The organism is Ruegeria sp. CF1 (assembly GCF_056537445.1).
In genome coordinates this window covers 222477-247700 of the sequence record NZ_JBQFRN010000004.1, presented here as the reverse complement: position 1 = coordinate 247700, position 25224 = coordinate 222477, and the positions used below count along the sequence as shown (strand labels likewise).

Sequence of the window (25224 nt, the reverse complement as noted above, 5' to 3'; positions counted from 1 at the left end):
TTAATGCGACTATCTGCATAGGCACAAGGGTTTGCGCTAAGAGGGCGGATGATTTGACCCCTGTCGCTGATTGCGATGCAGCCTGCGGAGGCCGAATAAACGTTGGTTTTGGGCTCAAACATGCTGTCGCTCTGGATTGATTGAATACGCAAGGCAAAACTACCACTGAGCCCGTACATGCGCATCCAGCCCCGCCACGGCCTCTTCGATCAGGTCCAGAACGCCGTCGAAATCCCGGGTGTAGTACGGGTCAGGCACATGGTCGGCACCGATATGGGGGGCGAAATCGGTCAACAGGCGGACCGGGGTGTCGTTGCCGTCCGGGCGCAAATCTTCGATGTTCGCGATGTTTTCTGCGTCCATTCCGATGATCAGGTCGAAGTGGTTGAAATCCTCGGCCACGAACTGGCGCGCGCGTAGGTCGCTGAGGTCGATATCACGCGCGCGGGCTGCCTTTTGCATTGGGCCGTAGGGCGGGTCTCCGATATGCCAGCCCGAGGTTCCGGCGCTGTCGGTCTGGTGCTGCGGGGCGCGGGCGCGAAAAGCACCTTCGGCGGCGGGGGACCGGCAGATATTGCCCAGGCAGACGAAAAGGATACGGTGTGACATAAGAGAGGTTTAGCGCGTGGGGCAGGTATGGAAAAGATCGTCATTCTGACCGGGGCCGGGATTTCCGCCGAAAGCGGGTTGGGCACGTTCCGCGATGAAGGGGGCCTGTGGGCGCAGCACCGGATCGAGGATGTGGCCACGCCCGAGGGCTTTGCCCGCAATCCGTCGCTGGTGCATCAGTTTTACAATGCCCGCCGAGTACAGGCCGCCAAGGCGCAACCCAACGCGGCGCATCAGGCGCTGGCCCGGTTGCAGCAGGGCTGGCCTGGAGAGGTGATCCTTGTCACCCAGAATGTCGACAGCCTGCACGAGGCAGGAGGGGCCGCGCATGTGATCCATATGCATGGCACGTTGGCTGGGGCTTTGTGTGCGGCGTGCGGATATCGTTGGGCTTCGCCACCCGAAATGGATGTGGGTGAGCCCTGCCCGTCCTGTCACCAGCCCTCGGCCCGGCCCGACGTGGTATGGTTCGGCGAGATGCCATATTTCATGGATGAGATCTACGACCATCTGATGGAAGCATCGCTGTTCGCCTCGATCGGCACCTCGGGGCAGGTTTATCCGGCGGCAGGGTTTGTACAAGAGGCGCGGGCCGTGGGCGCGCGGACGATCGAATTGAACCTTGAGCCATCCGCCGGAATTTTTGATGAAACCCGGCTGGGGCCAGCCTCAGAGGCATTACCGCGCTGGGTCGATGAGCTGTTGGCGCGAGGCAGCACGCGATAGGGGCAGACAGCGGCGCGTCTTCCCGTCTATGGTGCAGAAAACGCAAACCCGAGTGAGTGACATGACCGATCTACCGCCCAAAGACGGAGAAATCCTTGACGACAGCAGTATCGACGCGCGCGATACGTTAAGTACCAATCTGGCCAGCCTGTGGTGGACCTTTCTGCTGCGTGGAATTCTCGCAGGTCTGATCGGGATTGCAGCGCTGTTCTGGCCGACCAGCAGCATCTCATTATTGCTGCGATTGGTAGGGGCGCTGCTGATTCTGGATGGCGCGCTGACCTGGCTGGGTTTTGGGCGGCGCGGGCTGATCGGAGGCGTCGGGATCGGTGCCGCGCTGATCGGTTTGGTGTTGCTGATCTGGCCACAGGGCGTGGCCTGGCTGGCCTTCACCCTCATGGGGGCGATGGCGCTGTTCGTTGCGATCGGCTCGTTCATGGCGCTGCCGCAAATGCATCCACAAGACCCCGAGCGCGCAACGGTGCGTAATTCAGGTATCTTCGCACTCATCGTCGGGCTGGTGCTGATCTTCTGGCCCGGCAGCGGCATGGTGGCGTTGGGCTGGGCAATTGCCTTCTTCGCGCTGACCTCGGCGGTGGTGATGTTCTTTCTGGCGGCACGGTTCAAAAAAGCGGGCGATCGATTGGAGATGAAAACCGTCAACAGATGACGCAACAGGCCGGGCATTGCCCGGCCTGACGTATGGATGATGGCTGTACCACAGCCTGAAGACAGGCGTTAGTTCGAATGGCCGCCTTTGTCCTGGCGCTCAAGATCGACCGGGATCTCGACCGCGACCTCTCCGGCGTTTTCGAAGATCAATGTGACGGGAACGCTCCCTCCCTGTTCGAAGGGCGCTGTCAGGCCCATGAACATGACGTGATCACCGCCGCGTTTCAGCATGTGGGTTTCGCCCGCCGGAATGGCGAAGCCTTCCTTCACATGCACCATCTTGGCGACACCGTTTTCGTCAACCTTATGAGTGTGCAGTTCCACTCGGGCAGCCGCATCCGAGGTCACGCCGATCAGGCGGTCATCGGTATCGCCTTGATTCTGGATCATCATGAAGGCGGCACCCGCCTTCGCGGTTTTGCCCGAAGACCGTGCATAAGGGTCTTCGACCGAGATGGTATCGGCAGCCAGCGCCGCACCGGTCAGCGAAAAGGTAGTCAGGACTGCAAGCAGGCTGGATTTGAGGGTCATTATGCCTCTCCTTGGTAACTGTCTGATAGAGTTTGGAAACTGGAATCAGGCAGAAACCGGCGGGGCACGAGCTGGGTGTCGCGGCAACGGCGCGGCAATCAGATGCTGGGAAAGGAGCGACGGCGCGGGGAGCGCGCGCGACGGGGCCGGAGGTACGGCAACCGAGGCTTCATGGATCGCGCCCAGCAGGTTGAGCGCATAGTCAGGGCAGTATTGCGGTGCGCGGGTCGGTTGGCCGTCTTCGTCCACATAGACGACGACCGGCCCGCTGCCGGTGCACAAAACCATCTGCCCGACCGCGCGCTCCATACCCCGCGACACGGCCAGTCCCTGCCCGGTGAGGATCACCATCAGGGACAGCGTATAAGGCAGAAATGTGCGGAAAAAGCCTGTCATGTCAGCTTGGTATATACGCCGCCCACTGAACCGGCTTCAAGCGCAAAGCAGTGGCTGAGACAGTATGGCCTAGCTCAGCTTTTCGGCGGCCTGAACGCCTCGGCATTCATCCCCGTATGCAGTCGGTTTACCCGGCGCTGCATCCGGGTGCAGCGGATCACGGCTTTTGCAATTGATCGTGGCAGTAAAAACAGAAAATTCTTTGCTTTGAGTGACATGGTAACCCCCTCAACATGAATATGCATAAACATATGCGATATTCAGCAGGCGTTCTGTGAACAACGTCACGAAGCGGGGCGTTTTATTACCATTTCAGAGACAATCATTCGCACAGGGGCAGCGAATGCAAAAAAGAAAAGCCCCACACCGCAGGGTGCAGGGCTGAATTCTTGCGTGAGAAAGCGCTTAGGCCGAGGCTTGTGCCTTGGCGATTTCTTTCTTCACTTTCAGGGCGTTCGCCGACAGCTCGTCATCCTTGGCTTTGGCCAGGAACGCGTCCAGACCACCGCGGTGGTCGACCGAGCGCAGGGCAGCTGCCGAGATGCGCAGCTTGACGCCACGACCCAGAGTTTCCGACTGCAGGGTAACGTCGTTCAGGTTGGGCAGAAAACGGCGACGAGTTCTGTTTTTGGCGTGGCTGACATTGTTGCCAGTCATCGGGCCTTTTCCGGTCAGTTCGCAACGGCGCGACATGGTTTCTTCCTTTGTTTCTGGAGGCCGGGTACAAGACCCGCGGCCAAATCACAAGGGGCGCAACCCGAAGTCGCGCCCGAAAACTGGTTGGATGCGTTTAGTGGGAATCGCGCGAAGGGTCAAGACGGCTGCGGCGAAATCTTTGCACCCGAGTTGAATTCATTTGAGGTCAAGATCGGGGACATCCGCAACAGCGGCTTGTTATTCTTCAAATGCCGCGTGATCAACTGCGCTTGCAGCCGCCCGCCGGGGATCATGCGGGCCGGGTCGGCGCGGTAGTCAAGGTCTGTCAGTTCGGGAAAAATCTCGAATATCTCGCGACGCGACGCGGCGCTCAGCATTTTCAGCGCTTCGGGGCCGGTATAGAGGCTTTCGGTTGGCGCATCCTCGGCAAAGATCACCTGATGGCGGTCGAACAGCAGGTGGTAATACTCGACGCTTTCCACGCTTTCATCAACGTAGATATCCGGCATTGCGGTGAGTTTGATGGCCGGAATCAGAACCTCGGTCGTGCCGAACATGCGTTGGGCGATCTTTGAGTGCACCAGCATCCGATGCTGGCGCGAGACCAGCAGATCGCGATGCGGCAACCCCTCGCCCAATGCCCCTGCAAGGATACGCACAGGCCAGAGTCTGGGGTTGGCTTCAAGCTGGAAGCGATCAAATTCGCGCCGCCCGATCCAACGGATCGGGTGTAGGCCCTGCCCAAGTGTGTGGACCAGATCACCGGTGCGCAACGACTGGATCAGGGATCGCCCATCCTGTGTCGTGATCAATGTATCGCGCGTGAAACAGGGCATACCCGACCCGTTCTCGAACGCTGAATACGTGACGGTGATGCCTGAAGGCAGGGTAAATGTGCCGCTCGAGACTGAATAACCGACCCCGTCTTCGACCGTAATCACCCCGAAAGTATCGTCCGTGATAACAGTGCCCTCAGGGAGGTTCAGTGTGTCGGTTCCGCTGCCGCCGCGAATGTCACCCGACACCGTGGTGCTGGTGAAATTCAGCGTGTCATTACCGGCACCAAGCCGGATATCGCCGACGGTTGACCCCCTGATATCAACCGTATCCGCATCGGACCCGCTAGCGATGCGCCCGCCAACCGCGCTGTTGGTAACAATGATCGTGTCGGTGCCTGCATTGCCCAGGACATTGTTGGCAATGGTGCTATTGGTGATGGTGATATCGTCATCGCCGCCACGGCCACGGATACCGGTCACCGGAGGCGTCGCCGGGTTTCCGTTCAGAGTACCGTTGTCATTTGTGACATCGATATCGTCGTCGCCGTTGGTACCATTGATATTGGGCATTCTGACGTGTCCCGTTCCTCGGAGAATCCGGGCACGATCCGAGCTGACCAAGCCCTTTCTCAACCCGGTTCAAACGCAGTGACTTACACTCAAACACAACAATATATGTAGCTTTAATACACGATTAGCGGTCAGCGCACCAGCCGCGCACGCATCATACCGCCAGAGTGTTACGCGTCGGACAGCCCGGAGAGGATTTGTTCGGCCGCCGCCGATGGGCTGAGGTGGCCCGCACTGACCTGAGCGCCAAGATCGCTCATCCGACTGCGCATCTGTGGCGTTTCGAGACGCGCAAGCAATGCGTGGCGTACCTCTTGCTCGAACCAGTATTTTGCCTGTGTGGCGCGGTTCAATACCCAATGCCCGGCTTCGCGCCGCCAGGTTGTCAGGGCCTGCATCTCGTCCCAGGCCTGTTCCAGCCCATGCTCTTCAACCGCTGAAACGGTCATGGCCTTGGGAAACCCTTCGGGGTCCTGCGGGCGTTTGCGCAGCAGACGCAGCGCGCCCGCGTAATCGGCGCAGGTGCGGGTGGCAGTCGCTTTCAGGTCGCCATCGGCCTTGTTGATCAGGATCATGTCAGCCATCTCCATGATGCCGCGCTTGACGCCCTGCAACTCATCTCCGCCCGCCGGGGCCAGCAGCAGCAGGAACAGGTCAGACATCTCGGCCACAACGGTTTCCGATTGGCCCACACCCACGGTTTCAATCAGCACGACGTCAAAACCAGCCGCCTCACAAAGTGCAATCGCTTCGCGTGTGCGGCGCGCCACGCCACCAAGATGGCTCTGGCTGGGGGACGGGCGGATAAAGGCGTCTTTCTCGCGGCTCAGTCTTTCCATGCGGGTCTTATCGCCCAGGATCGAGCCCCCCGAACGGGCCGAGCTGGGGTCAACTGCAAGAACCGCAACACGCAGCCCCTGCCCCGTCAGCATCATGCCGAAGCTTTCGATAAAGGTGGATTTGCCCACACCCGGCGTGCCCGACAGGCCGATCCGCAACGCCTGGCGTCCGGCGCCGCTCAATTGATCCAGCAGCGCGGTTGCCTGCGCTCGATGATCTTCACGCCCGCTTTCGACCAGTGTGATAGCACGGGCCAATGCCCTGCGCTCTCCGTTCAAGATCCTGTCGCCAAGCTCGGCAATGTTCATCGGTAAGTCCCCGGCTGGAATTTGCCCTAGATGAGGGGGGATGACCCGGTTTGTCCAGCCCCAACCGGAGCCGAGTTTGGCGACGCTGGACCTTGGCCGAGGCTTTGGCGATAAGGCGATATGACCCGGTTGCCCATTGATGACGCCATTCCCGATCTTCTGAACGCCTTGCGAACGCATGGGCGCGCGGTGCTGCAGGCGCCGCCGGGTGCGGGCAAGACAACCCGCGTGCCGCTTGAGATGCTGCAGGCCGGTCTGTGCGAGGGCCGGATCGTCATGCTGGAACCCCGGCGGCTGGCCGCCCGCGCCGCCGCCGAACGCATGGCTGAGACGCTGGGTGAGCCCGTGGGCCAGACCGTGGGCTATCGTGTCCGTGGAGACGTGAAAGTTTCAAAGGCGACGCACATCGAGGTTGTGACCGAAGGTATCCTGACACGGATGCTGCAATCCGAACCTGACCTGCCCGGCGTAAGTGCTGTGATATTCGATGAATTCCACGAACGGTCCCTGAACGCCGATCTTGGGCTTGCACTGTGCCTTGAGGTGACTGGAGCGTTGCGCGATGACCTGATCTTGCTGGCGATGTCCGCGACGCTGGATGCTGAACCGGTGGGCCAGCTGATGAACGCGCCTCTGGTGACATCCGAAGGGCGCAGCTATCCGGTCGAGACCCGCTGGTTGGACCGGCCTTTGGCGCCGCAGGCGCGGCGACTGGACGCGCTGATCGATCTGGTGGTGCGAGCCGAACGGGAAACCAAAGGGGGCATGCTGGTGTTCCTGCCCGGTGAAGGTGAAATTCGGCGGGCCGAGGCGGCTTTGGCCAGCCGTCTACCCGACACCTGTTCAGTGCGGCCTTTGTTCGGAGCACTGCCCTTTGCCGCCCAGCGCGCGGCGATTGCGCCGGTTAAGCAAGGTCGCAAGGTGGTTCTGGCGACGTCGATTGCCGAAACCTCGCTGACTATTCCCGATATCCGCGTGGTGGTCGATATGGGGCAAGCCCGGCGGGCACGGTTCGATCCCGGATCAGGCATGTCGCAGCTGGTGACCGAGCGGGTGACGCGGGCCGAAGCGACGCAGCGCGCAGGCCGTGCGGGGCGTGTGGCCGAAGGTGTCTGCTATCGGTTGTGGTCCAAGGGCGAAGAAGGTGCACTGGTCGCCTACCCGCCTGCCGAAATCGAGGCTGCCGATCTGACCGGGCTGGCGTTAGAATTGTCGCTCTGGGGCGCAGAACCGGGTGATCTTGCATTTCTGACCGCGCCGCCCGAAGGCACGCTGGCTGAGGCGCGCGCGTTGCTGGCGATGCTGGGTGCCCTGGATGGCAAAGGTCGGATCACCGAACATGGGCGGGCGCTGGCGGCGCTGCCGCTGCATCCTCGGCTGGGGCATATGTTGCTGCACGCAGGACCTGAGGCCGCGGCACTGGCGGCGCTGATGGCGGAACGCGATCCGCTAAGGGGCGCTCCGGTCGATCTGTCTTTGAGGCTTGAGGTGCTGCGGGACGTGCGCGCGTTTCAGCGCAATCGGGTCTGGCAGGTCAACATGGGCGCGCTGGATCGGATCAAGGGCGAAGCAAAGCGGTTGCGCGCGCAATCTAAGGATGCGGGCGGTCTGAGCCCGGCAGCGATGGCGGCGCTGGCCTATCCCGATCGCATCGGACAGCGACGCAAGGGAGATGTCCCGCGTTATGTCCTGTCGGGTGGCAAAGGCGTCGTGCTGGAAGCCGGTGATACGCTGGCGGGTGCACCTTATCTTGTGGTGACGGATACGGATGGGAACCCGCGTGAAGCGCGCGTGCGCATGGCAGCGCAGATTTCCGAGGGGGAAATTCGCGATCTATTCGGCGATCAGATCGCGTGGGTCGACAGCTGCGACTGGTCGAAACGCGAACGCCGTGTGGTGGCGCGCAGGCAAGAGCGGTTCGGAGCGATCACGCTGGACGACCGCATCTGGAAAGATGTCCCCGGGGATGCATTGGCGCAGGCGATGTTGGACGGGGTGCGCGATCTGGGTGTGCGGCTGAACGGGGCCGCAGCGCGATTGGCCGCTCGGGTCGAGTTGATCCGCGCGGAAGGCGCGGATTTGCCGGACTTCTCGGAAACCGGGCTGATGGATTCGCTGGAAGACTGGCTGCTGCCGATGCTCTCGGGTGTGCGCAATGCCGATGACTGGAAGCGGTTCGACCTGCTGCCCGCGCTGCGCGCCCGGCTGGACTGGGACCAGATGCAGGAACTGGATCGGCGGGCGCCGGGCTCGTTTATGACTCCGTTGGGCCGCAAGCTGCCAATTGACTATGGCGGTGCGGTGCCCGAAATCTCGGTTCGGCTACAAGAGGTATTCGGCGTTACGCAACATCCGGTGGTTGGGGGCGAGCCTTTGAAGATCACGCTGCTGTCACCGGCCCAGCGACCGATCCAGATCACCCGTGATCTGCCCGGATTCTGGGCCGGGTCATATGCCGAAGTGCGAAAGGACATGCGGGCGCAGTACCCAAAACATCCCTGGCCCGAAGATCCAACTCAGGCGGATCCGACGCTGCGCGCGAAGCGGCGCAAAGGCTGAGTTGATCAGGTGGGCGTAAATAAGCCTCATTGGCGGAAACAGTGCAAAGCGCACAAATTGCTGCAAAAATACACGAAACACTGAAAGTTCAGGCCATATTTTGCGGTTATCCGAGGGCGGTATTGTTAACTCAGCAATACATGATTATGTAACTTCTTCGAATTACAAAAAGAACACGCCCGAGCAGGCCTTACATGACGACATGGATACGCAACATCTGGGAAGAGGTCGCGCGACCGCTGATCCAGCGCCCAAGCCGGGTGCAGGTTGCTGCGTTGTGTACCCGCAAGGCAGGTCCCGGTGACGACGTTTTGTTAATCACCAGTCGGGGCACCGGACGCTGGATTATCCCCAAAGGCTGGCCCATTGATGGGCTCAACGGGCCGGAAACCGCATTGCGGGAAGCCTGGGAAGAGGCTGGAGTGCGCGCGACTGAGGTGCAGAAAGATCCCGTTGGTCATTACTCTTACGACAAAAGGTTGGATGACGGCACGGCGTTGCCGGTTATCACCAGCGTTTATCGGATCGAGGTGACCGGACTGGCGGATGTATTCCCGGAATCCGATCAGCGTAAGCGCTGCTGGGTGTCCCCGAAGGTGGCCGCCGAACGCGTGCAAGAGCCGGAATTGCGCGACTTGCTACTGCAATTGTAACAATATTGTAAAAAACTGATGACAAAGGTTGCCGCGCCCATTGGAACCGTTTAGCGGCGGGCATCATTCAAAACAGCCGTTGTGAACCGATGTCAGACCACCCCACCAAAGCCCGTTGGCACGCACTGGACCGCGACCTGCAGCGTATCTCGCGCGTTGAGCACGCCAATGCCCAAGTATCGCGTCCTCTGTTGGCCCCCGGAATTGCACTGGCCTTTATCGCGCTGGCAGGTTTGGCTGCAGCGCTTCTGTTCGGACGGGCCGATGGTGGCGTGATCGTTGTCGCAGCTGCGGCATTCGGCGCTTACATGGCGATCAATATCGGTGCCAACGACGTAGCCAACAATATGGGCCCGGCAGTGGGGGCCAATGCTCTGACCATGGGCGGAGCCATCCTGATTGCCGCCATCGCAGAAAGCGCAGGCGCGTTGCTGGCAGGGGGGGATGTGGTTTCGACCATCTCTAAGGGCATCATCGATCCGATGTCGGTGCAGAACAGCAATGTGTTCATCTGGGCGATGATGGCGGCCCTGATATCGTCGGCACTGTGGGTCAATCTGGCTACCTGGGTCGGGGCACCGGTTTCGACCACGCATTCGGTGGTCGGCGGCGTGATGGGTGCCGGCATTGCAGCAGCGGGCCTGAGCGCGGTGAGTTGGGGCACGATGAGCGCGATTGCCGCCAGTTGGGTGATCTCACCCGTTTTGGGCGGGATGATTGCAGCCGCCTTTCTGGCATTGATCAAACACAAGATCCAGTCTCAGGACGACAAGATCGCGGCAGCGCGGCGCTGGGTGCCCATTCTGGTTGCCGTGATGGCAGGGGCGTTTGCCACCTACTTGTCGGTCAAAGGCCTGAAGCGGATCGTCAAAATTGATCTTCAATTTGCCCTTTTGATCGGTCTGACCTTTGGCGGCCTGGTCTGGGCTGCGACGGTACCGTGGGTCAAGCGCAAGTCTGAAGGGTTGGAGAACCGGACCCGGTCGTTGAAGACGTTGTTTGGCCTGCCTCTGGTGATTTCGGCCACATTTCTGAGCTTTGCGCATGGGGCCAATGATGTGGCCAATGCGGTGGGTCCACTGGCGGCAATCGTGCATGCGGCCGAGTTCGGAGATTTTGCCACGAAAGTATCGATCCCGACATGGGTCATGGTGATCGGCGCGTTTGGCATCTCGTTCGGCCTATTCCTGTTCGGTCCCAAGCTGATCCGTATGGTCGGCAGCCAGATCACCAAACTGAACCCGATGCGGGCGTTCTGTGTCGCGCTATCGGCGGCGATCACGGTCATCGTCGCCAGTTGGCTGGGTCTGCCGGTCAGTTCGACTCATATCGCGGTTGGGGCCGTCTTTGGTGTTGGCTTCTATCGGGAGTGGCATGCAGAACGGCGGTGGAAATACTCGAACCGCCAGCGGCCGGCGGAGCTGCAACTAGCGCGCGAGGAACGGCGGCGGCGCAAGCTGGTGCGGCGGTCGCATTTCATGACCATCGTGGCGGCCTGGGTGATCACGGTACCGGCAGCGGCAGTGATGTCGGCGCTAATTTTCTGGGTTTTGACTGCGTTCGCTTGATCGGAATTTGCGAGGCTCTGCCTCGCGCTCCGAGGTATTTTAGGCGAGATGAAGAGACGGATCAGGTTATGATCTGATCGACTGTGAGCGGCGTGTCCGGTGATTGATGGATGAGTTGAGAGACTCGGCTATTGATCGGGGTTGGGATCGCGTACTGTTGGCCGAGTTTGATGATTTCGCCCTGTAGACTGTCGATTTCGGTCGGGCGACCCGCCGTCAGATCATAAGCCATCGAGGTGCGCGCATTGGGGTCGATGGTCAGCATTTTTGCCGCAATTCGTGTAAAAATTGGCGTTGGCAGACGTAGAATGTGCGGTGTCATCCATGCGGGTAGTGGCGTTGTGGAGGTGGCCTCGATCTCGGCGACTTTCAAAACACGCTGCGCCTCGGCCATTTGATCAGCCATCAGGCGACGCCAGTTTCGGTCGAGCAGTTGGTTTTGCAAGGTCTGGCCGGACAATGCGTTCAATGCATTGTTGAGGTTGATCACCAGCTTACCCCATTGCACTGCCTCGATCTGGTCGCTTTCGCTGACGGGTAGATCTGGGGCGCTTAGGCGTTCAGCCAGAGACCGGGAGCCACGCTCGATGACGATCTCGCCCGATGTGGCGCGGTGATAGGTTGCCGGGCCCGTCGGCACCACGTTGAAGGGCACCATTCCAGCCCGAACGTCGCGTCCGGGAAGAGCGGTGCGCAGGGTGCGGGCGTTCTCGAGCCCATTCTGCCAAGACAGAACCGGGGCCGTTTCCGTGGCGTGTGCGGCGATCAGCGTTGCCATCTCGGCGGTCGCGCCGGTTTTTACCGTGACGATGACCAACTCGGCATCCCCAAGACAGGCAGGGTTTTCGCTGAGCGTGAGTTGTGCGGCGGCGACGTGGCGATGCAGGTTCGAGAAATCTGTCACCGTCAGCCCTTGTCCCCGGATGGCGTTCAGCACCCGCGCGCGGCCCAGCAGCGTCACGCTGTGTCCCGCTGCGGCCAGCAATGCGCCGCAAAAGCAGCCAATGCTGCCTACACCGGCGATGACAATATTCATGGCTAACCTCCGCTGTCCCTGCAAGGATCGCCGGGATCGTTCAACGGAGCCAGCGTGACGTCAGGTCAGACGCGGGCGCGTCTGGGTCGGGTGCGTTCGAGGTCTTCCGAGATCGGAATGAACTCCTGATCATCACCGGGCGGCAGGTGGAAGGCGCCGTTCGCCCAGTCGGCAGTTTTCCATTCGCGTGTGGCCGTTTCTATCTTCTCCCTCGAGGAGGAGACGAAGTTCCACCAGATGTAGCGATCTTCGTTCAGGGTTGCGCCGCCCAGCAACAACAGCCGCGCACCCAGTGGTCCGGCCTTCACGGACAGGTGATCGCCGGGGCGGAAGACCATCATGCGACCCGCCTCGAAGCTGTCGCCTGCGATCTCGACCGAGCCTGTGGTGACATAGACACCGCGATCCTCGTGATTGTCGGGCAGCGGGAAGGAGGCACCCGGTTCTAGCTGGACGTCGAGATAAAAGGTCTCGGACAGCATGGTGACCGGGCTGGTTTCGCCATAGGCGGAACCAAGGATCAGGCGGGCGCTGACGCCTGCATCCTGAATATGGGGCAACGCGCCCTGTTTGTGGTGTTCGAAATCGGGGGCCATATCTTCGTGCGTTTCGGGTAAGGCGATCCAAGTCTGGATGCCAAACAGGCTGTGTTTCTTGCCGCGTGTTTGGTCACTGGTACGTTCGGAATGGGTCACACCACGCCCAGCGACCATCCAGTTGACCTCGCCGGGATAGATCATCTGATGCGTGCCGAGACTGTCGCGGTGTTCAAACTCGCCCTGATATAAATAGGTCACGGTACCAAGTCCGATATGGGGATGCGGCCGTACGTCAATACCGCCTTCGGTGATGAATTCGGCCGGACCCATTTGGTCGAAGAAGATGAAGGGGCCGACCAGTTGCCGTTTGACCGAGGGTAGCGCGCGGCGCACCTCGAACCCGCCCAGATCACGGGCACGGGGGATGATCAGGCTGTCTAGCGCCGGGTTCTCGGACCGGCAGTCGGGTGTATGGGTCGGATTCCAGCTCATTCTCGCTCTCCCTTAGGTCAGGATCTGGCTTGGGCTTCAATATGTTTGATAATGTGGAATATAGTATGATTTATTATCTGGCATAGCGCATGAGTGCACATATACAGTGCACGATGGGCGGAAACGGCGGCAACGCTCACGTGACGGTGATGAAATGACCCGAACTTCAGACCAGCTTAACTCGGCTTTCGCAACAAACGTGCTAGATTGAGTGTCAGGCCAGACACCATGCCCGTTATCGAAAGGAGCCCTCTCGATGTCGCACGTTCTTCTTACCCGCCGCAGCGCGTTGGTTACGGCGGGCTGTTTTGCAGCGCTAGGCACGGCCGGGCTGACCACGCCCGCGCGGGCGCAGGGCGTTGCACCGACCCCGTCCATGCGGGGCGGATCGAACAACTATCGCCCCGGCGCCCCTATTGTGCAGCGCATCGGCGGCGGAGGTTTCTGGATGACCGGCACCGTGCGCCGCGCAGGCGACGGAGCCCCCTTGCCCGGACAGCGTATCCAGATCTGGGCGCATACGACCGAGGGGCACGAGCGCGACCAGCGCAGCCATGGGGCGACGCTGACGGATGCGAACGGTGAATTTCGGCTTGAGATGCCACAAATCGTGCCCGCCTTTGGCCAACCGCATGGGCATCTCGCCTATGACAGCGGCGAATTTGAGACGGTATTCCTGCGCCCGGTGATGTCGAGCGCGAAAGACAAAACGCTTGCCGCGCATTTCGTCTTGCAGCCTGCCTGATACGTGTTGAGGCGCATACTGATCTGGGCAGCGTTGATTGTCGCCCTTCTGGTGCCGGTTATCGCGGCAGCATTCAGCCCTTATCTGGCGTGGCGCGAGCCGATCTACATCCTAGCCGGGTTTGCGGGCATCGTCGGGATGTGCCTTCTGCTGATGCAACCCTTGCTGGCCGGACGCTGGTTGCCTGGGCTTTCACCTGTGCGCAGCCGCTTATGGCACAGGCGGTGCGGTCTGGCCCTTGTCGCAGCGATCGTAATCCATGTGGGCGGTTTGTGGATCACGAGCCCGCCGGATGTCGTGGACGCGCTTCTATTCGTATCAGCCACACCCTTTTCCGTCTGGGGTGTGATCGCGATGTGGACGGGTTTTGCTGCAGCAACGATGGGCGTTCTGCGGCTACGCCTGAACCTGCGATTTCGGCTCTGGCGTCTGGGTCACGCCGGACTGGCAGTGGTGACCATACTGGGCAGTGTCGTACACGCCCTGATGATTGAGGGCACGATGGAGATCATGACCAAGATCGCATTGTGTGTGCTGGTAGTTCTGGCGTGCGTCGCTACGCTCGCCAGATTACGGGTCTGGGAAGTGTCCCGACGCGTTTAGTCCTCCCATACGCATACCGGGGCCGCGTCAGGCTGACAGGCGTTTGGCATAGGTCGCGCGATCTATTTCAACATCCCGCACGGTGATGCTGCCGACCGTGGGCGCAGACGCAGCCAGAACATTCAGAATGATCGCGTTCAACTCGGCGCGCGTTGCCTCATCTCGGCCTTGCAACAACAAGAGCGTGGCATGAATGAAGGTCTGCGGTTCGGTCCCGATGCGGAAATACGGAAACGAGGTGGCACGGATTTTGAGTGTTGGGGCATCGAATTCTTCATGCGCGGCGAGCACGGAATAGAGCTGCTCACAGATGGCTTGAAAATCATGAGTTTTTTCGAGCCCGGCAGAGAATTCCAGAGTGACGTGTGGCATTGGTTGCTCCGAGATTTAAGAGAGCCATCTATGGCTCTCCCAGATTGCTGTCGGCCTCAGACGCCCAGACACCAGCGCATCACGGCTTTTTGCGCATGCAGGCGGTTTTCGGCCTCGTCAAAGATCACCGAGTTCGGGCCGTCCATGACCTCGGATGTGGCCTCTTCTTCGCGGTGCGCAGGCAGGCAGTGCATGAACAACGCGTCTGGCTTGGCATGCGACATCAGCTCGGCGTTGACCTGATAGGGCCGCAGCATGTTGTGGCGGCGCTCCTTCGCGGATTGAGAATCGTGCATTGAGACCCAGGTGTCGGCGACCACGAGGTCGGCCTCTTCAACAGCTTTGTGCGGGTCCCGTTCGATCACGATTTTCGAGCCCTTCTGGCGCGCAAGCCCCATGAATTCTTCTTCTGGGTCCAGCTGCGCCGGGCCGGTGAATGTCAGGTCGAAACCGAATTGACCGGCGGCATGCAGAAATGAAGCGCAGACATTGTTGCCGTCGCCGGTCCAGACGACCTTTTTTCCTGCGATGGGGCCGCGATGCTCTTCATAGGTCAGCACATCGGCCATGATTTGGCAGGGATGTGTACGATCGGTCAGACCATTGATGACGGGAACGTCCGAGTATTCGGACATCTCGGTCAGGATGGTTTCATCAAAGGTTCGGATCATGATCATGTCGACATAGCGCGACAGGACCCGTGCAGTGTCGGCGATGGTCTCGCCATGGCCCAGCTGCATGTCCTTGCCGGACAGTACCATGGTCTGCCCGCCCATTTGGCGCACGCCAACATCGAAGGACACGCGGGTCCGCGTTGATGGCTTTTCAAAGATCAGCGCAACCATGCGGCCTGCCAGAGGCTGCTCGTCGTCGGGGGCGGCTTTGGGACGCCCAAGGCGCGCCTGTTTCATCGCGCTGGCCTGATCGATCATGTTCCGCAGATCACCTGCGTCAGTTTTGTGGATATCAAGGAAGTGGTTCATTTTAATTCACTTTTCAATCAGGCGAGTTCAGGCCGAAGCCATTGCGTTTTCGACTTGTGCCGCAGTTTTCTCGAGGCGGATCAGGGCTTGTGCGATGTCATCCTCGGTGAGGGTCAGCGGCGGCAGCAGGCGGATCACGTTATCTGCGGCGGGGACCGTTATGACCTCGTTGTCATAGCCAGCGTTGACCACGTCGATATTGGCGGGTTTGCATTTCAGGCCAAGCATCAAACCTGAGCCGCGCACCTCCTCGAATACTTCGGGGTGGTCCGCGATCAGGCCTTCGAGCTTCTGACGCAGCAGGCCTGCCTTGCGATTCACACCTTCGAGGAAGGCCGGAGTAGCGACCTGATCAATCACCGCGCAGCCAACGGCACAGCCCAAGGGGTTGCCGCCATAGGTCGAGCCGTGGGTGCCTGCCGTCATGCCGCTGGCGGCCTCTTCGGTGGCCAGAACCGCACCCAGAGGAAAACCGCCGCCGATGCCTTTGGCGACCATCATGATATCCGGCGTGATGCCGGCCCATTCATGTGCAAAGAGTTTGCCGGTCCGCCCAACGCCGCATTGGACTTCATCGAGGATCAGCAAAAGGCCGTTATCATCGCAAATCTGGCGCAAGGCTTTCAGCTCTGCATCCGGAACGGGGCGGATGCCGCCTTCGCCCTGAACCGGTTCGATCAGGATGGCTGCCGTGGTGTCGGTGATGGCGTTGGTGACACCGTCGAGGTCTCCGAATGTCAGATGGACAAAGCCTGGCAGCAGCGGGCCGAAACCTTTGGTCATTTTCTCGGACCCGGCGGCGGCGATACCCGCCGATGACCGGCCATGGAATGAGCCGTCGAAAGTGATGATCTCGACCTTCTCGGGCTGACCTTTGTCATAGAAACACTTGCGGGCCATTTTGACGGCCAATTCGCAGGATTCGGTGCCCGAATTGGTGAAGAACACAGTATCGGCAAAGGTGTGTTCCACCAGCTTGTCCGCCAGTGCCTGCTGTTGCGGGATGTTATAGAGGTTTGAAACATGCCACAGCGCATGCGCCTGTTCCGTCAGGGCCGCCACCAGCGCCGGATGTGCATGACCCAGCGCGTTCACCGCTATGCCCGCGCCCAGATCCAGAAAACGTCGGCCATCCGCCTCGGTCAGCCAGGCGCCTTCGCCCTTCACGAATGTCAGGGGCGCGCGGTTATAGGTCGGCAGAACGGACGGGATCATCGGATCATCCTTTTCGAATAGCTTGAGCCCTGTGAGTGATACACTGGAGCCATGGTCGTCAACTGATTTGGTGGGGTTTGCGCGGATTTGGACAGCGCAAATGGATCAAACGGGCCGATTATGCGGTCAGGCGTCGGCGTCGGAGGCGCAGGATATGTGCGGTATTGATCATGTGAGGCCGTATAGCGGGGTGCACCGGGTCTGAAAACCCCGTTTTTGCGATCGGGGCAAAAATCATTCTGAGACCGTGATTTACCGCTTGTCATTTACCCGACGCTGGCGCACGGCTGAACCATGACACCGGTACGTCAGAATCCTGCCCTTGCGGCCTTGCTGATCCTTGCGGCCAGCGCCCTTCTCGCAGGGACCACATTGCTGGCGAAAGCACTGGGGACGGATGTGCTTGGCCCTGCCCTGCATCCGATGCAGATCAGCCATGGACGGTTTCTGTTTGCCTTTCTGGTAATCGTGACAGCCGTCGGCATCATGCGCCCCCGCCTGAGCCGCCCGCATTGGGGTCTGCATATCGGACGGACAAGCTTCGGCTGGCTGGGGATCACGCTGATGTTTGCATCCGTTGCTTTCATACCGATTGCGGATGCGACGGCGATCTCGTTCCTGAACCCGGTCTTTGCCATGATGTTGGCGATCCCGCTGCTGAAAGAAGGTGTCGGCCCGTGGCGCTGGTTGGCCGCCATCGTGGCCTTGATCGGTGCCTTGGTTCTGTTGCGTCCAACGCCCGCTAGCTTTCAACCCGCTGCATTACTGGCCCTGACCGCAGCAGTGATAATTGGGATGGAACTGATCTTTATCAAAAAGCTCTCGGGCCGAGAAATACCGATCCAGATTCTGCTGATCAACAATGCGATGGGTCTGACCATTGCGACAGTCGCGGTAAGTTTCATTTTCCAGATGCCGACGCCTCAGCAATGGGCGGCGCTGGCCTCGATTGGTGTGCTAATGGCCTGTGCGCAGGCTTGTTTCGTCAACGGAATGGCGCGGGCGGATGCCTCTTTTGTGGCTCCGATCAGCTACGCTACGCTGATCTTCGCTGCCTTCTACGATTTCGCGGTATTCAAGGTGATACCGGATGGGATCAGCCTGATCGGCTCGGCCATCATCCTGACCGGAGGTCTGATTCTGGTCTGGCGCGAGGCGATACACCGTCAGGCCTTGAGCCGGTAGCCGGTGCGCAACATCTGCCAGGTCAATCCTCCAACCAACAATGTCGCGCTGGCGCAGATCGCCATGCCCAACCAAGGAGAGCTGTCGGACACGCCGATCATCCCATAGCGCAACCCGTCAATCAGATAGAAGACCGGGTTCGCATGGCTTAGCCGATTGAGCACTGGCGGTAGCGCCTGCACAGAATAGAAAGTGCCGGACAAGAAAGCCAAAGGCGTGACGATGAAATTGGTGATCGCCGCCATCTGGTCGAACTTGTTGGCAAAAATCCCGGCAAAAAGCCCAAGCGCGCCCATGAACGCGCCGCCTAAAACCACGAATATCAGTGCGATCATCGGGTTCTGCGGCACGATGCCCAGAACCAACGCCAGAGCGATTGCGACAACAAGGGCGATCAGGATACCGCGGGCGATGCCTCCGGCCAGATAACCCAACAGGATTTCCAGCGGCGATAGCGGCGGCATCAGCGTATCGACGATATTGCCCTGAACCTTGGCGATCACCATCGATGACGATGTATTGGCAAAGGCGTTCTGAATCACGGTCATCATCATGATGCCCGGTGCCAGAAAGGTCAGAAACGGCACCCCCATCACATCCGGTCGGCTGGGACCAATGGCAATGTTGAAGATCAGCAGGAACAGGCCTGCCGTCACCAGCGGTGCCAGCAGGGTCTGCGTCCACACGGCCAGAAAGCGCAGGGTTTCGCGCTGCGCCAGTGTATAGAGGCCCATCCAATTCACCGCGCCAAAGCGGCGTGCGTCGTGATCCATGAGATTATGCATGCTCTGCCCCATACCTGATTCGAAGACCGCTTGTAACTCGGGCCGCAGTGTTTAGAATAGGGCGCTGAGATGATTTCCCAAGGCGGCCCGAATCCGGGGCCGCTTTCCGCTTTTGAAAGGCAAATGATGTCCTGGACTGACGAGCGTGTAGAGCTGCTGAAAAAGATGTGGGGCGAGGGCCAGTCGGCCAGCCAGATCGCCAAGGAACTGGGCGGCGTGACCCGCAATGCGGTGATCGGCAAGGTGCACCGTCTGGGTCTGTCGAATCGCGCCACCGGTGCAAGCCCGGCAAAGGCCGAGCCTAAGGAAAAACCGGCCCCCGCGCCCAAGGCCGAGGCCAAACCGAAACCGACACCCAAGACTGAACCGGCCCGTCCGGTGCCAGCCCCCGAGGCCAAACCGGTCACCCCGGCCCGTCGCCAGATCATACCCGCCGGCCAGCCGTTGCCTCCGCAACCGTCGGCCAATGAGATCAGCCCCGAGGCTTTGGCCAAGGTCAACGAGATTGAAAAGAAGGCCAAGAAGCTGTCTTTGATGGAGCTGACCGAAAAGACCTGCAAATGGCCTGTCGGCGACCCCGCGACCGAGGATTTCTGGTTCTGCGGCCTGCCCGTCGAGGCAGGCAAACCCTATTGCGAAGCGCATGTGGGCGTGGCGTTCCAGCCGATGAGCTCGCGCAGAGATCGTCGGCGGTAATTCTTAGACATGACAGCGGGTGTTGGCCTTGGTTGGCCAACGCTCTATCAACATTAGTCTGCAGAACGGGTGCTTTCCGTATAGTCGGATAGCAATGATCGGGCGTGTTGAGCGTGGCGCGACACCAGCTGTTTCTGACGCGCGTTGTCCGGCACCAGATAACTGGTATCCGAGAGGCCCCCGGTCGAAATGCCCGAAAACAATACAGTAAGTTCCTCGACCATTGCAGGAGGGAGTGAATTCAACGCTTCCTGTCCTATCAGCAAGCTTTCGGTCGGGGCACCCTCGGCGATAATCACTTCGTGCGTCGCCAGGACCAGATGGAAATACGTGACGCTGTCTACGGTTTCATCGACATAAATCCCCGGCAGATCGGTCAGCCTTATCGCGGCGACCAGAACCTCAGAACGACCGAACATGCGTTTCACAATCGCCGAGGACACCAGCATGCGATGCTGACGCGAGACAAGCAGATCACGTCGGGGCAGGCCTTGTCCAAGTGCGCCCGCGCAAATTCGCACTGGATAAAGTTTCGGATTGCGGCGCAACTCGCGCGCAGTGAGTGAACGGCGCAAGATCTGCAGCAAAGGCTGGTTGCCACCCCGCGCCAGCAAAAGCAGCTGGCCAGGCTTCAGATCTTCTACCGGCACCGGACCCAAATCAGTGGATACGAGTGTGCCCGCAGTCAGACAGGGGATGCTGCCCGGGGTGGGATCGGTATTGACTGTATATGTGCCGCCATTGTCGGTCGAAATCAGGGAATCGCCAGCGCCGGCCTGCCCGATGACTGTGGATTGCATACCATTGGCCGGGCCAGTGTTCGCAGTGATCGGGCCGGGACTTGGAGGATCGCTGAAAGAATTAAACTGATAAATCGTTGTCCCTTCGGAAAGCGAGATACCATTGGTTTTACCCAATCCGTTAAATGTCCCGGAACTTGTCGTGTCGATTACATAGATATCGCGACCGGCAACCGTTGTCGGCGTGATACCGGCCAGAGTATTGGTGGTTCGGATCGAGCCATTGCTCAAATAGATCGTCACGACCAACCCCGAGACATCCGTACCAGCGTCAACCGCGACCTCGATAAAATCCAGGGTCGGGCCACCTAAGTATTTGAGCTCAGAAAAGTATGGATCCGGCATAAATCACATGTCTTTCGATGATGCTAAGACGTCCACCCGGCACTGACGGGACAGAAATGCTGTGGCTGCTGTTGATACAACTTTCATAGGAAGGCAAGCTGTTGCTTCTGTTACTGCGCCGGATGCGAAGGCAGATTTGGCATCGGCACCCATCGGGGTAGTTCCTCGGGCGAAACCGAGACATGCAGTTTCTCTGACCGGTCACGCCCTACTTTGCGATGCTTGCGCAGCAGGAAAATCTTACCCCAGCCACGCCAGGTGCCCACGGATTGCGCATGCGGATCGGTAGGGAAACGGTCGCGCCAGCCCTCGGGCAATGGCAGGCCGTGCAGCTCGGCCTTGTCCAGCATCCAGATCAGGGAGATGTTGCTGAGGGGGCGGGCCTCTTCGAACCCGTTCAGCTGGCCGCCAACATCGCCGTGGGTGCCGCGGAACCAAACCTGCTCGATATGGCCCTTGAAGTCGGGGGTGCATTTCCACAGCACCGGCTCGAACACCTCGCGGGTCTCGTCCAGCGCCATGGCGTGATAGCCGTGGCGGGTGGCAGGGCCAAGCTGGTGGTTGTGGAAGGCATGGCGTTCCTCGGCCCAGCGCCAGAGCAGCGGAAGGCGCAGGCCCAGCGCCTTGACCGTGTCCCAGACGCCGACCATCTCGATGGCGACATCCTCGTGACAGAACTCCCGACGAAAGACCGCCGCCGCTTCGCCATTGGCGTTACATTCATAGTGTCGATAGGCCTGTTTGATATTGCGGACAGTGGCGTGTTCGGCCTTGAGCAACCCGATAGCATCGATCACGCCCGCAAGGCTGCGGACCCCGTATGCGCCGCGTGAATAGCCGATGAAAAAGATCTTATCACCGGGTTTGTAACGCGAAGCCAAATAACCATAGGCCCGACGAATCTGACGGTTGATACCCCGCCCCATCATCACGTCCATAGTGGACTTCCAGCTTTCCCACTGCACGCCGGATTCGTAGAAAACCGAAACCTGGCTGCCCATCTCGCAGCACAGGCGCAGAGTCTGGCCCGCGTGGGTTTCCCGCCCTGCTTCCAGCGTCGACATGGTGCCGTCAAGAATGATGACATGGCTGACAGGTTCGCGGTGGCGCGTTTCGGCCGAGTGCTCGGACCGCAGAGGCCGTCCGAGCCATCCCAGTACCTTTCTACTCAGCCGCGACAAAACCATGCGTCAACAATTCCCAAACTTTGTGAGGTGTGAAAGGCATATCCGCCTGCCGCACCCCGTGATCCCAGAGCGCATCCTGTACCGCGTTCGCCACTGCGGCCAGTGCGCCCACGGTGCCTGCCTCGCCACAGCCTTTCATCCCCATCGGGTTGGCGGTTGACGGAACCGGCGCCGAGGTAAACTCTATCATGGGTATCTCAGCAGCGCGGGGCAAGGCGTAGTCCATGAACGAAGCCGTGAGCAGTTGCCCCTCGGCATCATGAACAACATGCTCGGTCAGTGCTTGGCCGATACCCTGCACTACCCCGCCATGCACCTGCCCCTCGGCCAGCATCGGGTTGATAAGATTGCCGAAATCATCCACCACCGTGTAGCGGTCGACCCATGTTTCACCAGTGAAAGAATCGATAACGACTTCGGCAACATGTGCACCATTGGGATAGCTGCGTGCATCTAGCGTAGCGCGGGCTTCGTGCTGCAACAGATCGGTGCGCCCGTCAGCGCGCGCCATCTCGGCCGCCTCGGTCAGCGTGGGGGTCAGGTTGGACCCCGGCGCGCGGAAGGTTTCATGGTCGAAGGTCACATCGCTTTCCTCGACCCCCATCTTATCCGCAAGATAGGGCGTGAATGCGGCGATCATCGTATCAACTGTGACCAGTGTCGCGTTGCTTTGGGTCGTGACCGAGCGTGATCCGCCGGTTCCGCCGCCCTGCGCCAGCCTGTCCGTGTCGCCTTGCACAACATTGATCAGGTGCGAAGGAATCCCTGTCTGGTCCGATAGGAACTGGGCATAGACGGTCTCGTGCCCTTGCCCATTGGACTGAGTGCCGACATAGAGGTTCACCGTTCCGTCCTCGCAAAACTCGATCTTCGCGCCTTCGGAAGGGTCTCCCAAAATACTTTCGATATAGTAACAAAGCCCCTGCCCCCGGATCAGGCCGTTTTCCGCATCCGCCGCTTTGCGGGCCTCAAAGCCCGTAGTCTGTTCGGCGGCGCGGCTGAGGACCATGTTGAACTCACCCACATCATAGGTTTCGCCGGTTGCGGTCTTATAGGGGAAGGCTTCGGGTCGGATGAAATTCTTGCGCCGCAACTCCCACGGATCAATCCCCAACTCACGCGCAGCACGGTCCATGACGCGTTCCAGCACATAGATCGCCTCGGGTCGCCCGGCACCGCGATAGGCGTCGACCTGCGTGGTGTTGGTGAAGAATCCTTCGACCCGCAAGTAGGTGGTCTGAACATCGTAGACACCCATCAAAACCTTACTGAACAGGCTGGTCTGGATCGCCTGCGCGAAATGGCTGTTATAAGCGCCAAGGTTGATCTTGCTGTGGACCCGGTAAGCAGTGATCTTGTGATCGGCATCAAAGGCGAGCTCCGCCAGTGAGGTCAGGTCGCGGCCGTGGTGATCGGACAACATCGCTTCGGACCGGTCCGACATCCAGTGCACCGGCTGGCCCAGTTTCATGGCAGCAACAGCAACGGTGAAATATTCGGGATAAGGCATCGCCTTCATACCAAATCCGCCGCCGACATCTGGCGTAGTGACGCGGATCGCCTCGGGGTCCAGTTTCAGCTTTTGTGCCAGCTGCGCTTTCATCCCCCAGACACCCTGCCCGCCATATGAGAAATGCATACGGCCACCCGACCAATCGGCCTGACAGCCACGCGGTTCGATCGAGCTCACGATGACCCGGTTGTCATGCACGTTCAGCGCGACGGTGCGCGCCGCTGCCTGAAAGGCGTCATTGGTCGCCTTCTCATCACCCAAGCCCCAGTCAAAGGCGCGGTTGTCGGGGGCTTGTGGATGCAAAGGTTCGCCACCCGCAGCGACATCCATCTTGACCGGCAGGTCTTCGGTTTCCATCCAGATCAATTCGACTGCATCGCGGGCCTGTAACAACGAGTCGGCAATGACGACCGCAACGGGTTCTCCGACGAAACGCACGCGGTCCTTGGCCAGCATGTTCCGCTCGGACGCAGCGCCTTGACTGCCGTCGCGGTTGGCGACTGTAGTCGCGTTCATCACCGTATCGATCCCGGCAGCAGTCAGATCTTCCAGCGTCATGACCAAGCGCACCCCATCCGCTGTACGTGCATCTTCAAGGTCCAGCGACGTGATGGTGGCATGCGCCACCGGGCTGCGAAAGAATGCTGCGAACAGCGCATTCTCGGGCACAGAATCGTCCATGTATTGCCCCTGCCCGGTCAGAAACCGCTGGTCCTCGGTCCGTTTGATGGGCTGGCTTTTGCCGAATTTTTCCATGGGATGATCCTCTGGCTGCCTGAATGCGCGACCCTAGCGTGAAGCAGGACCTTGTCCAGTGGCTGAGAAAATTAACCCCGCACGGTCTGAAAGCGACATTCATGTCTGGAAACAGCGTTGCACGCCGATCTGGGCCGCGCCTAGGCTGAACCTAAATTCAGTCGAGTGGAGGTTTCCATGCCCAAAGAAATCAAGCTGACGAATGGCCGATTGGACAGCCAAAGTGCCGAGGCCTATTGGGATGATGGGTTTATATTTCCGATCCCCGTGTTCTCTGCCGCAGAAGCCGCCGGGTACCGTGCCGAGTTGGAAGATGTCGAGGCCAGCTGGCGCGAGGCTGACCTGCCGCTACCCCTGAACATGTACAAACGCATCAACGCGCATGTGGTGATGCCATTTGCCACTCGCATCGCGTTGGACCCGCGCGTTTTGGACGTTGTCGAAGGTGTTTTGGGCCCAGACCTGCTGTTGTGGTCGGCTGAGCTGTTCATCAAGGAACCGCGCACGACGCAAGTGGTGGGCATGCATCAGGACCTGACATATTGGGGTATGGGTGAAACCTCGGACCAGTTGACCGCCTGGATCGCCCTATCCCCTGCGACGGTTGAGAGTGGCTGCATGGATTTCGTGAAGGCCAGCCACAAGAACCCGATCCTGCCGCATAATGATACGTTCTCCGACAACAACCTGCTGTCGCGTGGGCAAGAGGTGGCAGTCGATGTCGCGGAGGAAGACAAAACCCATATCGAGTTGCAGCCCGGCCAGATGTCGCTGCACCATGGGCTGACCATTCATGGGTCAGGGCCGAACGTATCTGATGATCGTCGAATTGGCCTGGCTATCCGTTATCTCAACCCCAATGCGCAGCAAAAAGTGGCGGATCGCGACTATGCCATTCTGGCGCGGGGCGAGGACCGGGTGGGGAATTTCATCCATATCCCTGAGCCGACCGAGCTGTTTGCTCCTGAGGCGCTGGACCTGCACGCGCGCATCCGCAGCGATCAGGCCAAGGCGATGGGGCAAGGGGCCAGCGAAAAGCTGGATCTTTATGCGCCCGCCCCATCAAATCCCGGCTGATCATTGCAGGACCGCCGCGCAGACCCT

At 59.9% G+C, this 25224-nt stretch carries 25 protein-coding genes; 10 read left to right on the top strand and 15 right to left on the bottom strand.

The window, feature by feature from the left end; genetic code table 11:
* Positions 1-159: 159 nt before the first annotated feature.
* Complete coding sequence (locus tag ACRZ96_RS10370) at positions 160-609, bottom strand: low molecular weight protein-tyrosine-phosphatase (protein ID WP_480705512.1); 450 nt, start codon at positions 607-609, stop codon at positions 160-162.
* A gap of 27 nt (positions 610-636) precedes the next feature.
* On the opposite strand from ACRZ96_RS10370, the gene ACRZ96_RS10365 reads away from it, so the two are divergent.
* A complete protein-coding gene (locus ACRZ96_RS10365) occupies positions 637-1335 on the top strand; it encodes an NAD-dependent deacylase (protein WP_480814466.1) in 699 nt (232 codons plus the stop codon).
* A gap of 61 nt (positions 1336-1396) precedes the next feature.
* A complete protein-coding gene (locus ACRZ96_RS10360; protein WP_170397206.1) occupies positions 1397-2005 on the top strand; it encodes an HdeD family acid-resistance protein in 609 nt (202 codons plus the stop codon).
* Positions 2006-2073: 68 nt separating this feature from the next.
* On the opposite strand, the gene ACRZ96_RS10355 is transcribed toward ACRZ96_RS10360, so the two are convergent.
* The 5 genes from ACRZ96_RS10355 to meaB all read right to left on the bottom strand — a co-directional run bounded on the left by ACRZ96_RS10355 (position 2074) and on the right by meaB (position 6088).
* Positions 2074-2538 carry a copper chaperone PCu(A)C gene (locus ACRZ96_RS10355; protein WP_170397208.1) on the bottom strand — a complete coding sequence of 155 codons (465 nt, stop codon included), beginning with the start codon at positions 2536-2538 and terminating at the stop codon, positions 2074-2076.
* A 45-nt stretch (positions 2539-2583) separates the two neighbouring features.
* Positions 2584-2934: a hypothetical protein gene (locus ACRZ96_RS10350; RefSeq protein ID WP_480814465.1), complete on the bottom strand. Its 351-nt coding sequence runs from the start codon at positions 2932-2934 to the stop codon at positions 2584-2586.
* 405 nt (positions 2935-3339) lie between these two features.
* Positions 3340-3627, bottom strand: a complete 288-nt coding sequence (gene rpmB / locus ACRZ96_RS10345; protein ID WP_008756960.1) for a 50S ribosomal protein L28 — start codon at positions 3625-3627, stop codon at positions 3340-3342.
* 119 nt (positions 3628-3746) lie between these two features.
* Complete coding sequence (locus ACRZ96_RS10340; RefSeq protein ID WP_480814464.1) at positions 3747-4940, bottom strand: Hint domain-containing protein; 1194 nt, start codon at positions 4938-4940, stop codon at positions 3747-3749.
* 170 nt (positions 4941-5110) lie between these two features.
* Positions 5111-6088 (bottom strand): methylmalonyl Co-A mutase-associated GTPase MeaB, encoded by a 978-nt coding sequence (gene meaB, locus ACRZ96_RS10335; protein WP_170511315.1) that lies wholly within the window; start codon positions 6086-6088, stop codon positions 5111-5113.
* 120 nt (positions 6089-6208) lie between these two features.
* Between meaB and hrpB the strand changes: the two genes are divergently transcribed.
* The 3 genes from hrpB to ACRZ96_RS10320 all read left to right on the top strand — a co-directional run bounded on the left by hrpB (position 6209) and on the right by ACRZ96_RS10320 (position 10868).
* The gene (hrpB, locus tag ACRZ96_RS10330) at positions 6209-8647 is read left to right on the top strand and encodes an ATP-dependent helicase HrpB (RefSeq protein ID WP_480814463.1); all 2439 of its coding nucleotides are present in this window, start codon (positions 6209-6211) and stop codon (positions 8645-8647) included.
* Between the two features lie 194 nt (positions 8648-8841).
* Positions 8842-9300, top strand: coding sequence for an NUDIX hydrolase (locus ACRZ96_RS10325; RefSeq protein ID WP_170511319.1), 459 nt, complete (start codon positions 8842-8844; stop codon positions 9298-9300).
* A gap of 89 nt (positions 9301-9389) precedes the next feature.
* Positions 9390-10868: an inorganic phosphate transporter gene (locus ACRZ96_RS10320; RefSeq protein ID WP_480814462.1), complete on the top strand. Its 1479-nt coding sequence runs from the start codon at positions 9390-9392 to the stop codon at positions 10866-10868.
* 61 nt (positions 10869-10929) lie between these two features.
* Here ACRZ96_RS10320 and ACRZ96_RS10315 read toward each other — a convergent pair whose 3' ends face one another.
* On the bottom strand, positions 10930-11904 hold the full coding sequence (locus ACRZ96_RS10315) for a 2-dehydropantoate 2-reductase (protein WP_480814461.1): 975 nt from the start codon (positions 11902-11904) through the stop codon (positions 10930-10932).
* A gap of 65 nt (positions 11905-11969) precedes the next feature.
* A complete protein-coding gene (locus tag ACRZ96_RS10310; RefSeq protein ID WP_170404212.1) occupies positions 11970-12935 on the bottom strand; it encodes a pirin family protein in 966 nt (321 codons plus the stop codon).
* Between the two features lie 256 nt (positions 12936-13191).
* On the opposite strand from ACRZ96_RS10310, the gene ACRZ96_RS10305 reads away from it, so the two are divergent.
* Both ACRZ96_RS10305 and ACRZ96_RS10300 read left to right on the top strand, forming a co-directional pair.
* Complete coding sequence (locus ACRZ96_RS10305; RefSeq protein ID WP_170397223.1) at positions 13192-13680, top strand: peptidase associated/transthyretin-like domain-containing protein; 489 nt, start codon at positions 13192-13194, stop codon at positions 13678-13680.
* 6 nt (positions 13681-13686) lie between these two features.
* Complete coding sequence (locus tag ACRZ96_RS10300; RefSeq protein ID WP_480503800.1) at positions 13687-14283, top strand: ferric reductase-like transmembrane domain-containing protein; 597 nt, start codon at positions 13687-13689, stop codon at positions 14281-14283.
* Positions 14284-14310: 27 nt separating this feature from the next.
* On the opposite strand, the gene ACRZ96_RS10295 is transcribed toward ACRZ96_RS10300, so the two are convergent.
* The 3 genes from ACRZ96_RS10295 to ACRZ96_RS10285 are packed head-to-tail and all read right to left on the bottom strand — an operon-like array spanning position 14311 to position 16853.
* The gene (locus ACRZ96_RS10295; protein ID WP_480814460.1) at positions 14311-14655 is read right to left on the bottom strand and encodes a 5-carboxymethyl-2-hydroxymuconate Delta-isomerase; all 345 of its coding nucleotides are present in this window, start codon (positions 14653-14655) and stop codon (positions 14311-14313) included.
* A 56-nt stretch (positions 14656-14711) separates the two neighbouring features.
* A complete protein-coding gene (gene argF / locus ACRZ96_RS10290) occupies positions 14712-15638 on the bottom strand; it encodes an ornithine carbamoyltransferase (RefSeq protein ID WP_480771627.1) in 927 nt (308 codons plus the stop codon).
* Positions 15639-15665: 27 nt separating this feature from the next.
* On the bottom strand, positions 15666-16853 hold the full coding sequence (locus ACRZ96_RS10285) for an acetylornithine transaminase (protein ID WP_480705527.1): 1188 nt from the start codon (positions 16851-16853) through the stop codon (positions 15666-15668).
* A gap of 294 nt (positions 16854-17147) precedes the next feature.
* Between ACRZ96_RS10285 and ACRZ96_RS10280 the strand changes: the two genes are divergently transcribed.
* A complete protein-coding gene (locus ACRZ96_RS10280; protein WP_480705529.1) occupies positions 17148-18038 on the top strand; it encodes a DMT family transporter in 891 nt (296 codons plus the stop codon).
* On the opposite strand, the gene ACRZ96_RS10275 is transcribed toward ACRZ96_RS10280, so the two are convergent.
* Positions 18020-18823: an ABC transporter permease gene (locus tag ACRZ96_RS10275; protein WP_170511463.1), complete on the bottom strand. Its 804-nt coding sequence runs from the start codon at positions 18821-18823 to the stop codon at positions 18020-18022. The two genes, ACRZ96_RS10280 and ACRZ96_RS10275, sit on opposite strands and share 19 nt — an antisense overlap.
* Before the next feature lie 126 nt (positions 18824-18949).
* On the opposite strand from ACRZ96_RS10275, the gene ACRZ96_RS10270 reads away from it, so the two are divergent.
* Complete coding sequence (locus ACRZ96_RS10270) at positions 18950-19519, top strand: GcrA family cell cycle regulator (protein WP_170397240.1); 570 nt, start codon at positions 18950-18952, stop codon at positions 19517-19519.
* Between the two features lie 53 nt (positions 19520-19572).
* Here the strand turns inward: ACRZ96_RS10270 and ACRZ96_RS10265 are convergent, their stop codons facing one another.
* The 3 genes from ACRZ96_RS10265 to ACRZ96_RS10255 form a co-directional block, all read right to left on the bottom strand.
* Positions 19573-20664: a Hint domain-containing protein gene (locus ACRZ96_RS10265; RefSeq protein ID WP_480814459.1), complete on the bottom strand. Its 1092-nt coding sequence runs from the start codon at positions 20662-20664 to the stop codon at positions 19573-19575.
* Positions 20665-20774: 110 nt separating this feature from the next.
* On the bottom strand, positions 20775-21851 hold the full coding sequence (locus tag ACRZ96_RS10260; protein WP_170397244.1) for a DUF2235 domain-containing protein: 1077 nt from the start codon (positions 21849-21851) through the stop codon (positions 20775-20777).
* Positions 21829-24120, bottom strand: coding sequence for a xanthine dehydrogenase family protein molybdopterin-binding subunit (locus ACRZ96_RS10255; protein ID WP_480771629.1), 2292 nt, complete (start codon positions 24118-24120; stop codon positions 21829-21831). Before ACRZ96_RS10255 ends, ACRZ96_RS10260 begins: the two co-directional genes overlap by 23 nt.
* Positions 24121-24297: 177 nt before the next feature.
* Here ACRZ96_RS10255 and ACRZ96_RS10250 point away from each other — a divergent pair, with 177 nt between their 5' ends.
* Positions 24298-25197, top strand: coding sequence for a phytanoyl-CoA dioxygenase family protein (locus ACRZ96_RS10250; RefSeq protein WP_170404230.1), 900 nt, complete (start codon positions 24298-24300; stop codon positions 25195-25197).
* Positions 25198-25224 lie beyond the last annotated feature (27 nt).

What these genes read in the sequence shown, in the direction of transcription:
- meaB (WP_170511315.1), bottom strand. Translation starts at nt 6,088, where the DNA reads ATGAACATTGCCGAGCTTGGCGACAGGATCTTGAACGGAGAGCGCAGG.
- ACRZ96_RS10285 (WP_480705527.1), bottom strand. Translation starts at nt 16,853, where the DNA reads ATGATCCCGTCCGTTCTGCCGACCTATAACCGCGCGCCCCTGACATTC.
- ACRZ96_RS10275 (WP_170511463.1), bottom strand. Translation starts at nt 18,823, where the DNA reads ATGCATAATCTCATGGATCACGACGCACGCCGCTTTGGCGCGGTGAAT.
- ACRZ96_RS10260 (WP_170397244.1), bottom strand. Translation starts at nt 21,851, where the DNA reads ATGGTTTTGTCGCGGCTGAGTAGAAAGGTACTGGGATGGCTCGGACGG.
- ACRZ96_RS10255 (WP_480771629.1), bottom strand. Translation starts at nt 24,120, where the DNA reads ATGGAAAAATTCGGCAAAAGCCAGCCCATCAAACGGACCGAGGACCAG.
- ACRZ96_RS10320 (WP_480814462.1), top strand. Translation starts at nt 9,390, where the DNA reads ATGTCAGACCACCCCACCAAAGCCCGTTGGCACGCACTGGACCGCGAC.
- ACRZ96_RS10360 (WP_170397206.1), top strand. Translation starts at nt 1,397, where the DNA reads ATGACCGATCTACCGCCCAAAGACGGAGAAATCCTTGACGACAGCAGT.
- ACRZ96_RS10355 (WP_170397208.1), bottom strand. Translation starts at nt 2,538, where the DNA reads ATGACCCTCAAATCCAGCCTGCTTGCAGTCCTGACTACCTTTTCGCTG.
- ACRZ96_RS10365 (WP_480814466.1), top strand. Translation starts at nt 637, where the DNA reads ATGGAAAAGATCGTCATTCTGACCGGGGCCGGGATTTCCGCCGAAAGC.
- ACRZ96_RS10325 (WP_170511319.1), top strand. Translation starts at nt 8,842, where the DNA reads ATGACGACATGGATACGCAACATCTGGGAAGAGGTCGCGCGACCGCTG.
- ACRZ96_RS10350 (WP_480814465.1), bottom strand. Translation starts at nt 2,934, where the DNA reads ATGACAGGCTTTTTCCGCACATTTCTGCCTTATACGCTGTCCCTGATG.
- ACRZ96_RS10265 (WP_480814459.1), bottom strand. Translation starts at nt 20,664, where the DNA reads ATGCCGGATCCATACTTTTCTGAGCTCAAATACTTAGGTGGCCCGACC.
- hrpB (WP_480814463.1), top strand. Translation starts at nt 6,209, where the DNA reads ATGACCCGGTTGCCCATTGATGACGCCATTCCCGATCTTCTGAACGCC.
- ACRZ96_RS10295 (WP_480814460.1), bottom strand. Translation starts at nt 14,655, where the DNA reads ATGCCACACGTCACTCTGGAATTCTCTGCCGGGCTCGAAAAAACTCAT.
- ACRZ96_RS10250 (WP_170404230.1), top strand. Translation starts at nt 24,298, where the DNA reads ATGCCCAAAGAAATCAAGCTGACGAATGGCCGATTGGACAGCCAAAGT.
- ACRZ96_RS10370 (WP_480705512.1), bottom strand. Translation starts at nt 609, where the DNA reads ATGTCACACCGTATCCTTTTCGTCTGCCTGGGCAATATCTGCCGGTCC.
- ACRZ96_RS10280 (WP_480705529.1), top strand. Translation starts at nt 17,148, where the DNA reads ATGACACCGGTACGTCAGAATCCTGCCCTTGCGGCCTTGCTGATCCTT.
- rpmB (WP_008756960.1), bottom strand. Translation starts at nt 3,627, where the DNA reads ATGTCGCGCCGTTGCGAACTGACCGGAAAAGGCCCGATGACTGGCAAC.
- ACRZ96_RS10305 (WP_170397223.1), top strand. Translation starts at nt 13,192, where the DNA reads ATGTCGCACGTTCTTCTTACCCGCCGCAGCGCGTTGGTTACGGCGGGC.
- ACRZ96_RS10310 (WP_170404212.1), bottom strand. Translation starts at nt 12,935, where the DNA reads ATGAGCTGGAATCCGACCCATACACCCGACTGCCGGTCCGAGAACCCG.
- ACRZ96_RS10270 (WP_170397240.1), top strand. Translation starts at nt 18,950, where the DNA reads ATGTCCTGGACTGACGAGCGTGTAGAGCTGCTGAAAAAGATGTGGGGC.
- ACRZ96_RS10340 (WP_480814464.1), bottom strand. Translation starts at nt 4,940, where the DNA reads ATGCCCAATATCAATGGTACCAACGGCGACGACGATATCGATGTCACA.
- argF (WP_480771627.1), bottom strand. Translation starts at nt 15,638, where the DNA reads ATGAACCACTTCCTTGATATCCACAAAACTGACGCAGGTGATCTGCGG.
- ACRZ96_RS10315 (WP_480814461.1), bottom strand. Translation starts at nt 11,904, where the DNA reads ATGAATATTGTCATCGCCGGTGTAGGCAGCATTGGCTGCTTTTGCGGC.